This window comes from Arthrobacter sp. zg-Y769, from assembly GCF_020907405.1.
Classification (GTDB): domain Bacteria; phylum Actinomycetota; class Actinomycetes; order Actinomycetales; family Micrococcaceae; genus Arthrobacter_B.
In genome coordinates, this window is the sequence record NZ_JAJJOE010000007.1 from 15,429 (window position 1) to 28,572 (window position 13,144).

At 66.8% G+C, this 13,144-nt stretch carries 9 protein-coding genes; 7 read left to right on the plus strand and 2 right to left on the minus strand.

The features are described 5' to 3' along the window. Positions 1–12: 12 nt before the first annotated feature. From LOC60_RS05505 to ndk, 5 genes are all read left to right on the plus strand, one after another. Positions 13–771, plus strand: coding sequence for an SDR family oxidoreductase (locus LOC60_RS05505; RefSeq protein WP_230023248.1), 759 nt, complete (start codon positions 13–15; stop codon positions 769–771). Positions 772–1,095: 324 nt separating this feature from the next. Beyond that, entirely contained in the window at positions 1,096–4,395 is a 3,300-nt protein-coding gene (gene ileS / locus LOC60_RS05510; RefSeq protein WP_230023250.1) for an isoleucine--tRNA ligase, read from the plus strand. Then, complete coding sequence (locus LOC60_RS05515; protein WP_230023252.1) at positions 4,395–5,774, plus strand: bifunctional folylpolyglutamate synthase/dihydrofolate synthase; 1,380 nt, start codon at positions 4,395–4,397, stop codon at positions 5,772–5,774. The genes ileS and LOC60_RS05515 overlap by 1 nt, the downstream gene beginning before the upstream one ends. Positions 5,775–5,785: 11 nt before the next feature. Further along, a complete protein-coding gene (locus tag LOC60_RS05520) occupies positions 5,786–6,262 on the plus strand; it encodes a DUF4233 domain-containing protein (RefSeq protein ID WP_230023254.1) in 477 nt (158 codons plus the stop codon). A gap of 39 nt (positions 6,263–6,301) precedes the next feature. Next, the gene (gene ndk / locus LOC60_RS05525) at positions 6,302–6,718 is read left to right on the plus strand and encodes a nucleoside-diphosphate kinase (protein WP_230023255.1); all 417 of its coding nucleotides are present in this window, start codon (positions 6,302–6,304) and stop codon (positions 6,716–6,718) included. 76 nt (positions 6,719–6,794) lie between these two features. Here the strand turns inward: ndk and LOC60_RS05530 are convergent, their stop codons facing one another. Then, positions 6,795–7,895 carry an SDR family oxidoreductase gene (locus tag LOC60_RS05530; RefSeq protein WP_230023257.1) on the minus strand — a complete coding sequence of 367 codons (1,101 nt, stop codon included), beginning with the start codon at positions 7,893–7,895 and terminating at the stop codon, positions 6,795–6,797. Positions 7,896–8,020: 125 nt separating this feature from the next. On the opposite strand from LOC60_RS05530, the gene LOC60_RS05535 reads away from it, so the two are divergent. Next, a complete protein-coding gene (locus tag LOC60_RS05535; RefSeq protein ID WP_230023259.1) occupies positions 8,021–8,659 on the plus strand; it encodes a CG0192-related protein in 639 nt (212 codons plus the stop codon). An 8-nt stretch (positions 8,660–8,667) separates the two neighbouring features. On the opposite strand, the gene LOC60_RS05540 is transcribed toward LOC60_RS05535, so the two are convergent. Beyond that, positions 8,668–9,327, minus strand: coding sequence for a vitamin K epoxide reductase family protein (locus LOC60_RS05540; RefSeq protein WP_442860380.1), 660 nt, complete (start codon positions 9,325–9,327; stop codon positions 8,668–8,670). A gap of 438 nt (positions 9,328–9,765) precedes the next feature. On the opposite strand from LOC60_RS05540, the gene LOC60_RS05545 reads away from it, so the two are divergent. Then, entirely contained in the window at positions 9,766–13,071 is a 3,306-nt protein-coding gene (locus LOC60_RS05545; protein WP_230023261.1) for an Rne/Rng family ribonuclease, read from the plus strand. Positions 13,072–13,144 lie beyond the last annotated feature (73 nt).

A 13,144-nucleotide genomic window follows, 5' to 3' on the forward strand; every position in this document is an offset into this window, starting at 1 on the left:
TAAAGTAAACCCATGACTGAGATCACACCGAAGCGGGCCGTTGTTACCGGAGCAAGTTCAGGGATCGGAGCCGCCGCTGTACGGGCCCTGCGCGCCTCGGGCTGGGACGTCGTCGCCGTCGCCCGGCGCGGGGACAGGCTGCAGGCGCTCGCCGAAGAAACGGGTGCCGAAGCCATCGCTGCGGACGTCACCGACGACGCTTCCGTGGCACGGCTCGCCGAACAGGTCCTGGCCGGCGGGGGAGTGGACGCCCTGATCAACAACGCCGGCGGTGCCTTCGGACTCGACCCGGCCGCCAGCGGACGGATCAGCGACTGGCAGCGCATGTACGACGTCAATGTCCTCGGCGCGCTGCGCATGACGCAGGCGTTCCTGCCGGCCCTGCGGGCGAGCGGCCGGGGATCGGTCCTGCTGCTGACGTCGACGGCGGCCTTCACCGCCTACGAGGGCGGGGCCGGCTACAGCGCGGCGAAGTCCGGAGAGGAGATGCTCGCCCGGACGCTGCGCCTGGAGGAAGCCGAACATAATGTCCGTGTCATCGAGATTGCCCCGGGCATGGTGAAGACGGAGGAGTTCTCCCTGAACCGGGTGGGGGATAAGGAAGCTGCGGACAAGGTGTACGCCGGCGTCGAAAAGCCGCTGACGGCGGAAGATGTCGCCGAGGTGATGGCCTTCGCCCTGAATGTGCCGCATCACGTGAACCTGGACCAGGTGGTCCTGCGGCCGCTGGCACAGGCCGCCCAGCACAAGGTCATACGCACCGGGCAGTGAGCCGGTAGGTAGTCCGGGCACGCCTGCGGGAACGGTGCTTCGACAAGGGGCGCGGGCGTGGCCTAAACTTGAGCGGAACAGCACTGACCCGGCCATCACCGGTGAGCTTCCGGAAGAACAGCGGTCCCGTTAGGGGCCAGCCCAGTAGAACCGGACGGGTAAGCCCGTCACAGCAGTCAATGAGCGGCAGCCTTACGAACCCGGCACCACCGGGGGCGTACGGCGGCAAGCGAGGTGGTACCGCGGTTACCGCCGGCCTTTCGAGGCCGGTAGAGGCCGCCCTCGCATCCTGTTCCACAGCCAGATTCACTTGCCGCTATCAGGATGACGACTATGCCCTCTGTATACCCCAAAGCCAGCACCGGCGACGCAGCTTCTGCTGCCGTTCCCTCCTCTCCCCGGTTTCCGGAACTCGAAGAACGCGTTCTGAAGTACTGGGATAAGGACGGCACCTTCCAGGCTTCCATCGACGCCCGGCCGGCCGGAAACGACGGCGAGAACGAATTCGTCTTCTACGACGGCCCGCCCTTCGCCAACGGCCTGCCGCACTACGGCCACCTGCTCACCGGCTACGTCAAGGACCTGGTGGCCCGCTACCAGACCCAGCGCGGCCGCCGCGTGGAACGCCGCTTCGGCTGGGACACCCACGGCCTGCCCGCCGAACTCGAGGCCATGAAGCAGCTCGGCATGAGCGACAAGGTCCAGATCGAGAAGATGGGCATCGATAAGTTCAACGATGCCTGCCGTGCCTCCGTGATGAAGTACGCCGGCGAGTGGCAGGACTACGTCACCCGCCAGGCCCGCTGGGTGGACTTCGAGAACGACTACAAGACGCTCAACGTCGAATACATGGAATCCGTCATCTGGGCGTTCAAGACCCTGCATGAAAAGGGCCTGACCTACAGCGGCTTCCGCGTGCTTCCGTACTGCTGGAAGGACGAAACACCGCTGTCCAACCATGAGCTGCGCATGGATGACGACGTCTACAAGATGCGCCAGGACCAGACGGTCACGGTCACCTTCCCCATCACCGCGGGCGACAATGCGCTCTCGGCCGAGCTCGAAGGCGTGCAGGCGATCGCCTGGACCACCACCCCCTGGACCCTGCCCACCAACATGGCCCTCGCCGTCGGACCCGGGGTCCGCTACGCCGTCGTGCCCGCCGGACCAAAGGGCACGCAGGCAGGCGAGGGACGTTTCCTCCTGGCCGAAGACCTCGTAGGTGCCTACGCGAAGGACCTGGGGTACGACGACGCCGACGCCGCCCGCGCTGCCGTCACCGCCGTCCACCTCGGCAGCGACCTGGCCGGGCTGCGCTACGCACCGCTGTGGAACTACTACACCGACGCCGATAAGTGGGGCACTGCCAACGCCTGGCAGATCGTCACCGCGGATTACGTCACCACCACCGACGGCACCGGCATCGTCCACCAGGCACCCGCCTACGGTGAAGACGACCAGAAGGTCTGCGAGGAATACGGCATCCCCGTGATCCTCTCCGTGGACGAAGGCGGCAGGTTCCTGCCCATGTTCGGCACCGGGGAGCTCGCCGACATCGCCGGCCTGCAGGTCTTCGATGCCAACAAGTTGATCACCCGCGTTTTGAAGGCCGACGGCCGGCTGCTGCGCCAGGCCAGCTACGAACACAGCTACCCGCACTGCTGGCGCTGCCGGAACCCGCTGATCTACAAGGCGGTCTCCTCCTGGTTCGTGGAGGTCACCAAGATCAAGGACCGCATGGTCGAACTCAACCAGCAGATCAACTGGATCCCCGAGAACGTCAAGGACGGCCAGTTCGGCAAGTGGCTGGAAAACGCCCGCGACTGGTCCATCAGCCGCAACCGCTACTGGGGCAGCCCCATTCCGGTCTGGGTGTCGGATGATCCCAACTACCCGCGCACCGACGTCTACGGTTCGCTGGCGGAAATGGAAGCCGACTTCGGCCGCCTGCCGCTGAACAAGGAGGGCCAGCCGGACCTGCACCGCCCGTTCATCGACGAGCTGACCCGGCCCAACCCGGACGATCCCACCGGGCAGTCCACCATGCGCCGAGTGGAGGATGTCCTGGACGTGTGGTTCGACTCCGGGTCCATGCCCTACGCCCAGGTGCACTATCCGCACGAGAACGCCGACTGGTTCGAAAGCCACAACCCCGGCGATTTTATTGTCGAGTACATCGGCCAGACCCGCGGCTGGTTCTACACCCTGCATGTCCTGGCCACCGCGCTGTTTGACCGGCCCGCCTTCCGCAACGTCATCAGCCACGGCATTGTCCTGGGCTCCGACGGGCAGAAGATGTCCAAGTCCCTGCGCAACTACCCGGATGTCTCGGAGGTCCTGGACCGCGACGGCTCCGACGCCATGCGCTGGTTCCTGATGGCCTCCCCGATCCTGCGCGGCGGCAACCTGGTCGTCACCGAACAGGGAATCCGCGACGGCGTCCGCCAGGCCATCCTGCCGCTCTGGAACGTCTGGCACTTCTTCAGCCTCTACACCAACGCCGCCAACAACGGCAACGGCTACGAGGCGAAGGCCTGCTACGACTCCACCGAGCCGCTGGACCGCTACCTGCTCGCCGCCACCGGCGACCTGGTCCGGGACATGGGCACCGCTCTGGACACCTACGATGTGTCCGTCGCGTGCGAGATCCTGCGCGCCTACATGGACACGCTGACCAACTGGTACATCCGCCGCAGCCGCACGCGCTTCTTCGAAGAAGACACGCAGGCCTTCGACGTGCTTTACACCTGCCTGGAGACGGTGTGCCGGGTGGCAGCTCCGCTGCTGCCGCTCATCGGCGAGGAAATCTGGCGCGGCCTGACCGGCGGGCGCTCCGTGCACCTGACCGACTGGCCGGACGCGGACCTCTTCCCGAGCGATCCCGCCCTGGTGGAACGCATGGAAGCCACCCGCCGGATTGCCTCCGTCGGGTCCTCCCTGCGCAAGGGCGCGAACCTCCGGGTCCGCCTGCCCCTGTCCGAGATGACCGTCGTCGCCCCGGAAGCGCAGTCCCTGGCCGGCCAGTTCGCCGCGATCATCGCGGATGAGCTGAATTTGAAGAACGTCCGCCTGGTGGACGCCGCCGACGCCGACCCGGCAGAATTCGGCATCAGCCAGAAGCTCGTGGTTAACGCCCGCGCCGCCGGTCCCCGCCTGGGCAAGAACGTGCAGACGGCCATCAAGGCAGCCAAGTCCGGCGACTGGTCCGTGGACGACGCCGGCACGGTCACCGCCGGCGGCCTGACCCTGGAGCCGCAGGAGTACACCCTGGAGACCGTCGTCGAATCGGGCGAAGGCGAGTCAGCGAAGGCGGTTGCCGTGCTGCCCGGCGGCGGCTTCCTGGTCCTCAACACCGAGGTCACGCCCGAGCTGGCCGCCGAGGGCACCGCCCGCGACGCCATCCGCGCCGTCCAGCAGGCCCGCCGCGATGCGGACCTGCACATCAGCGACCGCATCCGCACCCGCATCAGCACGGGGATGGAAGAAGCGGCAGCGCTCGAAGCCAACGTTGACCTGGTAAAGGCAGAAACGCTCACCGACGACCTGGTGGTCACCGGCGACCTGGTCACCGACGGCGCCGGCACCGACGCCGAGAAATACATCGTCACAGTGGAGAAAATCTAATGAGTTCAGCAGACCGCCCGTCCGGTTCCATTGACGGGTTCTCCGTGGAGAGCGTTTATGCCGAACTGCTCAGCCGCGCCCCGGAGAGCAGGATGGAGCCGCGCACCGCTCCGCTGTTCCGGGCCATGGAGGTACTGGGGGAGCCGAACAAGGCGTTCCCGATCATCCATATCACCGGCACCAACGGCAAGACGTCCACGGCCCGCATGATCGAGGCCGGACTGCGGGCCTACGGGCTCCGTACCGGCCGGTACACCAGCCCGCACCTGAGCAGCGTCACCGAGCGGATCAGCATTGACGGCGAACCCGTCAGCGACGAAACGTTTGTCCGGATCTGGGACGAAATCCATCCCTACCTGGACATTGTCGACGCCGAACTGGAGGCCGCGGGCGAGCCCCGGCTGACGTACTTCGAAGCCGTGACCATCCTGGCGTTCGCGGTCTTCGCGGACGAACCGGTGGACGTGGCAGTCATCGAAGTAGGACTCGGCGGCATCACCGATGCCACCAACGTCGGCGACGGCACCGTCTCCGTAGTCACCCCTATTTCCCTGGACCACACCGAGCTGCTCGGTGACGACGTCGCCGACATTGCCCGGGAAAAGGCCGGCATCATCAAGGAGGACGGGTTCCTCATCAGCGCCGCACAGCCGATGGAAGCCGCGCAGGTGCTGCTGGAAAAGGCGCACGAGGCAGGCGTTCCGTTCCGGTTCGAAGGCGTTGAATTCGGCGTCGAGTCCCGCGTGATGGCGGTGGGCGGGCAGATGGTCACCATCAACGGCCTCGCCGGCCGCTACGAGGATCTCCAGGTTCCGCTGCACGGTGCGCACCAGGCCGAAAACGCAGCTGTTGCCGTGGCGGCACTGGAAGCGTTCATCGGCGGGGGCACCAAGGAGCTCGACGTCGAACTGCTGCGTACCGGGTTCCTGACCGTCACCTCGCCCGGCCGCCTCGAGGTGGTGCGGACCGCTCCCACCATCGTGGTCGACGCCGCACACAACCCCGCCGGCGCCAAGGCAACTGCCGAGGCACTGCGCGAGGCGTTCAACTTCACCACGCTCGTCCTGGTCGTCGGGATCCTGGCGGAGAAGGACGCCGTCGGCATCCTGAGCGAACTCCGCGAACAGCTGGGGGACATGGTCAGCGGGATCGTCCTGACCCAGTCCGGCTCGCCGCGGGCCATCCCGGCCGAGGAACTGGTCCAGGATGCGGTGGACGCCGGCTTTGCGGACGAAGACATCCAGGTTGAGGCAGGCCTAGACAATGCCCTCGAATGGGCCGTAGCCAAGGCCGAGGAGAACAACGACCTCTCCGGCGGCGTGCTTGTGGTCGGTTCAATCACCGTGGTCGCCGAAGCGCGCACCCTCCTCGGAAAGTAGGCTTCGCAGCCATGGCAAGACTGACCAAGGCCCAGCGCGAATGGCGTCCGGGCATGCCCAAGAAGCGCCGCTCCGTCAAGGTAATGTTCGCGTCGACGGTCCTGACGCTGGAGGCGTTCGTTGTGCTGTTCGGAACGCTTGCCGTCTTCGGGCTGCACCGCGACAGCATCTCCCCGCCGCTGCTGCTGGGCGGCGGACTGCTGCTGGCCGCGGCAATGATCGGAACGTGTGCGCTGCTCTCGAAGCCGGCAGGTCCGCTGATCGGGTGGATCCTGCAGCTGGTGCTCATTGCCAGCGGTTTCCTGGAACCCCTGATGTTCCTCGTCGGCGGGCTCTTCGCCATGACCTGGTGGTACGGCCTCAAGGCCGGAATGCGCCTGGACCGGGAAAACCGCGAACGGGACCGGATGCAGGCCGAATGGGAGAAAGCCCATCCCGAAGAGGGCAATGCGGCTGCGGGCCCCGAATCCGCTGCCGGCACCGACTAGGCTTAGATCCGATATCCGATCGTTCCAAGGAGATACACCGTGAGCACCGAGCGCACACTTGTCCTGATCAAGCCCGACGGCGTCGAGCGCCGGCTCACCGGCGCCATCCTGGCCCGGATCGAAGCCAAGGGTTACACCGTGGCGGAGCTGAAGAAGACCGAAGCCACCCGCGGCATCCTCGAAGAGCACTACGCCGAGCATCAGGGCAAGCCGTTCTACGAACCGCTGGTGGAGTTTATGCTCAGCGGCCCGATTGTTGCGGTGGTCCTAGAGGGACAGCGTGTGATTGAGGGCTTCCGCTCCCTGGCCGGCACCACCGATCCCACGACGGCGGCTCCGGGCACCATCCGCGGCGACTTCGGCCGCGACTGGGGTTCCGCGGTGCAGCAGAACCTGGTCCACGGCTCCGATTCGCCCGAATCGGCAGCCCGCGAAATCGGCATCTGGTTCAGCTAACCGCAGTCCGTACGAACCTGGAAAGGGCCGGCACCATCTCTGGTGCCGGCCCTTTCGTTGTCTATCTGCCCCCGGGTTAGGGAACCAGGTTTTCGGCCCGCAGACGCGCAAAGAGCGCCTTGAACGCGTCCTCCGTGCGGCGGTAACCGGTGAAGCCGGCCAGCCGGCTCTTGCTCATGTCCGTGAGTACTTCCACCTTCCGGCCAAGGTCGGCGTCAGTGTGCCACCAGGAGGCCAGCCGTGCCAGGTCCGGTTCGGCCAGGCCCTGGCGCTCGGCGATCTTGGCCCAGGCATCGGACATCCCGGCCATCTGCTTTTCGAGCGGGCGCGGCTCGGATTCGAAACCGACGGGCTCCACGCCGAACTCGGCGGCCAGGCGGGGCCACAGCGAACGCCAGCGGAAGACATCGCCGTTGACCACGTTGAAGGCCTCATTGGCGGTGTGCTCATCCGTGGCTGCCCAGAGCATGTGCTCGGTGAGCAGGCCGGCGTCGGTCATGTCGGTGACCGAATTCCATTGCGTTTCGGAGCCCGGGAAAATGAACGGCATCCCGAGTTCACGGCACAGTGTCGCCTGCACGGCAAGGGTCTGGCCCATGTTCATGGCGTTGCCGACGGCGAAGCCGATCACGGTGTGGGCGCGGTGGACGGACCATGCGAAGCCCTGCCGCTCGGCGGCTTCCATCAGTTCGTCTTCCTGCGCATAGTAGAAGTTCTCCACCGGCAGCCGCGGTTCGTCTTCCGAGAACGGGGTATCCGGCATGGGGCCTTCGCCGTACGCCTCGAACGGCCCCATGTAGTGCTTGAGTCCGGTCATCAGGGCAACATGCTCCAGGGGAGCGTCCGCCAGCGCGGTCAACAGGTTGCGGACCATCGCGGAGTTGACGGCAATGTTCTGGGCCTCCGTTTCCTGCCGGGACCACGAGGTGAAGAACACATGTGTGGGACGGTGGCCCTCAAGCGCCCGTGCAAGGCTTTCGGGCGAGCCGAGGTCTGCTGCAACGGGAACGACGCCGGGACGTGCCGGGTCGGGGGCTCCGGCCTTCCGGGACAGGGCCAAGACGGTCCAGCCCTCGCTCGAGAGCAGGTCCACCAGGGCCGCTCCGGCGATTCCGGTGGCACCGGCAACAAGCGCCGTGCGCGGGGCGTCCGGGTGGGCAGGTGTGGTTCTGAGCATGGTTCTCCTCATGGATCGAAATGCGGCGCTGCGGGGCTATCTTCCGCACGCCTTCTTCTTCGGCAACGGGGAACAGGCGGAGGAAATTCCTGACGGGTTCCGCAAAAGACGCCTAGGCTGTGCCCATGGCACTTATATACGACGCCGAGCTGCGTCCGGGCAAAATGGAACTGATTTCCGGCTGGCTGCCGGGCACCTGGTGGTTTCCCTCGACGGAGCCGGTGACGGTTCGAAAGCTGGGCTCCTTCCGGTTCGATGACCCCGAGGGCGAGGTGGGAATCGAAACCCATGTCGTGGAAGCCGGTTCAACGGTGGTGCAGGTTCCCCTGACCTACCGGGGCGCGCCCCTGGCGGGTGCGGAGGAATTCCTGATCAACGAAATGGAGCACTCGGTCCTCGGACACCGCTGGGTCTACGACGCCCTCGGCGACCCGGTATATGCGCGGGTCCTGGAAGCCGCGCTCCTTTCCCGGCAGCCGCAGGCAGCGCAGTACCTTGACAACGACGGCGCCCGCGAGCTGCTGCCCGAATCCATGCAGGTCAGCAGCACGGGAATGCCAAACGGCGCCGAGCTGGTCCAGGCGCCGGAGTCCGAGCCGCAGGGCTGGGCAACATCCGTCCTGACCCAGGGCGGCTGGGAGTTCTCCGTGGTGCGGCTGCTGGATCTGGACGGCCGGACTGCGCCGGACCCCTCGCTGACCGCCGTGTGGGACGGACAGGAGATTCCGGTGGTGCTGGCCTGGGGGCTTCCGCTGGTTCCCTGAGGGAGGGGCTAGCTGCCGACGAACGAATTCAGGAACCGGAAGAAGATGGACGCGGCCGTCGCCACCCAGAGCAGGACGACAATCGGCCACGCCCAGTCCGTCAGGAAACGGATCAGGCCGGCCGGCGCCGGTATGGTGCCGGCCGCCAGGTTGCGGATGGTCGTGAAGACGAAGAGCGGAATCATGGCCGCCCACACCACGATGCAGTAGATGCACAGCACATAAATGTCGAACAGTGCCTGGCTCCACAGCCAGACGACGAACACCATGCCGAGGGTGACGCCGATCTGCAGCCCGATCCAGTACCACCGGGCGAACCGGGCACCGGCCAGCAGTCCCATCGCCGTGGTGATCACCACGGCGAAGGCCACAATGCCGATCAGCGGGTTGGGAAAGCCGAAGATGGCGGCCTGCCAGGTCTGGAACACCGTCCCGCAGGAGACCCAGGGACTGATGTCGCAGCTTGTGATGTAGCCGGCGTCCGCATACACACGCAGGCGCTCAATCACCAGGATCCCGGATGCGACCCATCCGACCACAGCGGTGACCAGCAGCGTCCAGGCGAAGGACCGGCGTTCCGGCCGTACCGCGGAAGCTGCCGGATCCGGGAGGTCTGCGGCTTCGGCCGGGGTGGTGCCGGAAGATGGACGGGCTGCGCTGGAGGGCACGGAAGCTCCTTACGGAGTAGGTGTCTAAAGTAACTATCTGCGTCGAGTCTATGCGCAGGGACGGGCCAAAAAGGCGGCCGTATGCGATAATGAAGCTTGGCTGATGGCGGAACCACATTCCGTGATCGGTCCAGCGACAGGCTTCCGGTTCTGCCGGTGACGCTTCCCGTGTAGTTAGCCCATCAATCCGGATGGGAACCAGGGAATCCGCCGGCCAGACCTGCCCATAGCCGTAACGAAGATTATCCGTTCCGCGGGGGTAGCAGGAAAAGCGCCGCTGGTCTTCGAGTGATACCGCGCCCCACAGCTGGCACGACCTCGAATGACATCCAGACGACTTCCGGCTGGCGGGCAGGCTGCGATGCCACCGTACAGCCGACACATTGCCTTGGGGCATTGGAATGTGGCCAGTGCCGCAGGGCCGGAGCATAGGCCTAGATGACTAATCAGAATAATGGAACCAATGAACTGCCTGTGGAAACCGGAGCAGCAGGTGATCTCCCCGAGCAGCCGGCCCCGGTCAAGAAGGCCACCCGCAGCCGCCGCAAGTCCGTTCCGGTTTCTTCCCCGCAGCCGACGGCGGACGCCGCGGCAGCGGTAACCCCGGCAGCCGAAACCCCTTCAGACACCCCGGCGCCCGCAGCCGAAAAGCCCAAGCGGACACGCTCACCCCGTAAGAAGGCAGCACCGGCCGCCGAAGCACCGACCGCCCCGGAGGAAACCCCGGAAGCCGTGGCCGAGGCCGCTTCCGCCGCCGCGGATTCGGTTTCCGCCGACGGCGCCGCTTCAACCGACACGGCGTCCGAAACCCCGGCCAAGACGGTCCGCCGTCGCCGCAGCCCGGCCAGGAAGCCTGCCGCCGAGGCTGCCGCGGTAGAGATCGCCGCCGGGGTTGACACTCCCGCCGGCGACGAAGTGACGCTGGCAGCCGGTCCCGAGTCCACCAACACTGCCGAACCGGCCGCTGAAGCGCCGGCACCGAAAACCCGTACCCGCCGCCGTGCCAGCACCCCCACCGGTCCGGCACGCTCGGCCGAGTCGGCAGCGGCGCCCGCTGCTGCGGAGTCCGCCGGGACCCCCGTTGAAACCCCGGCCGAGCCCGTAGTGCCTGCGGCGGCTTCCGCCAAGGACCAGGCGCCGGCAAAGGACCAGGCTCCCGCAAAGACCGAAGCTGCCGGACCTACCTCCGCGCTGGATCCGTTCTCAGTGCCGGAATCGCCCACGTCGGTGCTGTTCCACGCCCCGGATCTCACCGCTGTCCGCTCCGTCCCCGTGGCCAAGCCCGCCGACACCGAAGAAACGGACGAGCAGGAAAGCAGCGAGGACTCCGGACGTTCCCGCCGTCGTTCCCGCCGCAGCCGTACCCGTCAGGGAGCCGAGTCGGAAAACGCCCAGGAAACAGGAGCGGAAGAAGCATCTGCCGGCCCTGAGGACAACGAGTCCGACGGCGTCACCTCCCGCCGCCGCCGCCGTCGCCGCCGCGGCGATGCCGATCTGGAACTGACCGGGGGAGCGGACGACGATCCGCCCAACACCGTCACCCGGGTCCGTGCGCCGCGCGCCCACGCCGAAGCTCCGGTCTCCGACCGCGTGACCAGCGTCAAGGGCTCAACCCGGCTGGAAGCCAAGAAGCAGCGCCGCCGCGAGTCCCGCGAGTCGGGCCGCCGCCGCCACGTGATCACCGAGGCTGAGTTCCTGGCCCGCCGTGAATCCGTGGACCGCCAGATGATCGTCCGCCAGCGGGACGAGCGGATCCAGATCGGCGTGCTGGAGGACGGCATCCTTGCCGAGCACTTTGTCTCCAACACCCAGCAGGACTCCCTGATCGGCAATGTCTACGTCGGCAAGGTCCAGAACGTTCTGCCCAGCATGGAAGCGGCCTTCGTGGACATCGGCCGCGGACGCAATGCCGTGCTTTACGCCGGTGAGGTCAACTGGGACGCCGCAGGCCTGGACGGCCAGCCGCGCCGGATCGAACTGGCGCTCAAATCGGGCGACTCCGTCCTGGTGCAGGTCACCAAGGATCCGGTGGGCCACAAGGGCGCCCGCTTGACCAGCCAGATCTCCCTGCCCGGCCGCTACCTCGTGTACGTTCCGGGCGGTTCGATGACCGGCATCTCACGCAAGCTGCCCGACGTCGAACGCAACCGGCTCAAGAAGATCCTCAAGGACCACCTGCCGGAGAACGCGGGCGTCATTGTGCGTACCGCCGCCGAAGGTGCCAGCGAGGAAGAGTTGATGAATGACATCAACCGCCTCCGCGCCCAGTGGGAGACCATCGAGGCGAAGTCCAAGTCCACCAAGACGCTGCCGCCGGAGCTCCTGTACGGAGAGCCGGACCTGACCATCAAGGTGGTCCGCGACGTCTTCAACGAGGACTTCTCCAAGCTTGTGGTCTCCGGTGAGGACGCCTGGGACACCATCGAGGCCTATGTCACATACGTGGCTCCGGACCTCGTTGGACGGCTCGAGAAGTGGACCAAGGACGAGGACATCTTCTCGGCCCACCGCATCGACGAGCAGATCGCCAAGGCACTGGACCGCAAGGTGTTCCTGCCCTCCGGCGGTTCCCTGGTGATTGACCGCACCGAAGCCATGACCGTGGTGGACGTGAACACGGGCAAGTTCACCGGCAGCGGCGGCAACCTGGAGGAAACCGTCACCAAGAACAACCTGGAAGCGGCCGAAGAAGTTGTCCGGCAGCTGCGCCTGCGCGACATCGGCGGCATCATCGTCATTGACTTCATCGACATGGTCCTTGAAGCGAACCGCGACCTGGTGCTGCGCCGCCTCGTGGAGTGCCTGGGCCGGGACCGGACCAAGCACCAGGTCGCAGAGGTGACCTCGCTCGGCCTGGTCCAGATGACCCGCAAGCGCATGGGTACCGGACTGCTGGAAGTCTTCGGCGAGACCTGTGAACACTGTGACGGCCGCGGCGTCGTCACCCAGGACGTCCCCGTTGAGCACCGCCGCAGCACCAGCCATGCTCCGGCAGGCAACGGGCATGCGGTGGCCGACGACAACCACCAGCAGCACCTCAAGCAGGAAAAGCAGTCCCGCGGGGACCGGAAGCGCAGCCGCAGCCGGGGGCAGAACAGCAACGCCCAGGCGCCGGACGAGCAGCCGCAGCACGACGAGCCGGTACAGGAAGATGCCGAGCGGCAGGCCAAGGCCGAAGCGGCCCGGGCCGCCCTGGCCAGCATTGCCGCTGCGACCGCTGCCGCGCATGAAGTGGTGGACGCCGCCCCAAACGGCAACGGGGAATCCTCGGAGCAGTCCGATACCGAGCCCGGGGCTGTGCTGAACATCCAGGGTGAAACCGTGGTGGTTCCGCGACGCCAGCGCCGCCGCCAGGTAAAGGAAGAGCCGGCCCTGACGCTTGAAAGCCTGACCGAGGCCTTCAACGAGGTCGCCTCGGCCGTGGCCCAGTCCGTGGAGCCGGAACAGTCCGCGGCGCCGGAACAGCAGCCTGCTGTTCGCCAGTCGGCGGCTGAACCGAAGTCCGCGCCGCGACAGGCTGCCGCTCCGGAGGCGCCTGCCCGTCCGGCCCGCCGCCGCAGGGCAGCCAGCAGCCCGCAGGGTGCTGCCGAAGTCCTGGCGCCGGCGGCAGGGGAAGCGGCTCCCTCCGCTCCCGCACGGCATACGGTCACGGCTGTCGGCAGGCCGCCGGTTGCCCCCGAGGAAAAGACCGGCGCTGCCGCTCCGGTGATCCTGGGCGTAGGCGTACCCGCCTCCGAGCTGTAGCGTCCCTGTTCCACCGCCTGCGGGCGGCCTGTCCCTGAGGGGGCGGGCCGCCCGCAGGCGTTTAAGCCCCTGC

Coding starts and splice junctions, on each gene's coding strand:
- LOC60_RS05505 (WP_230023248.1), top strand. CDS start 13: ATGACTGAGATCACACCGAAGCGGGCCGTTGTTACCGGAGCAAGTTCA.
- ileS (WP_230023250.1), top strand. CDS start 1,096: ATGACGACTATGCCCTCTGTATACCCCAAAGCCAGCACCGGCGACGCA.
- LOC60_RS05515 (WP_230023252.1), top strand. CDS start 4,395: ATGAGTTCAGCAGACCGCCCGTCCGGTTCCATTGACGGGTTCTCCGTG.
- LOC60_RS05520 (WP_230023254.1), top strand. CDS start 5,786: ATGGCAAGACTGACCAAGGCCCAGCGCGAATGGCGTCCGGGCATGCCC.
- LOC60_RS05530 (WP_230023257.1), bottom strand. CDS start 7,895: ATGCTCAGAACCACACCTGCCCACCCGGACGCCCCGCGCACGGCGCTT.
- LOC60_RS05535 (WP_230023259.1), top strand. CDS start 8,021: ATGGCACTTATATACGACGCCGAGCTGCGTCCGGGCAAAATGGAACTG.
- LOC60_RS05545 (WP_230023261.1), top strand. CDS start 9,766: ATGACTAATCAGAATAATGGAACCAATGAACTGCCTGTGGAAACCGGA.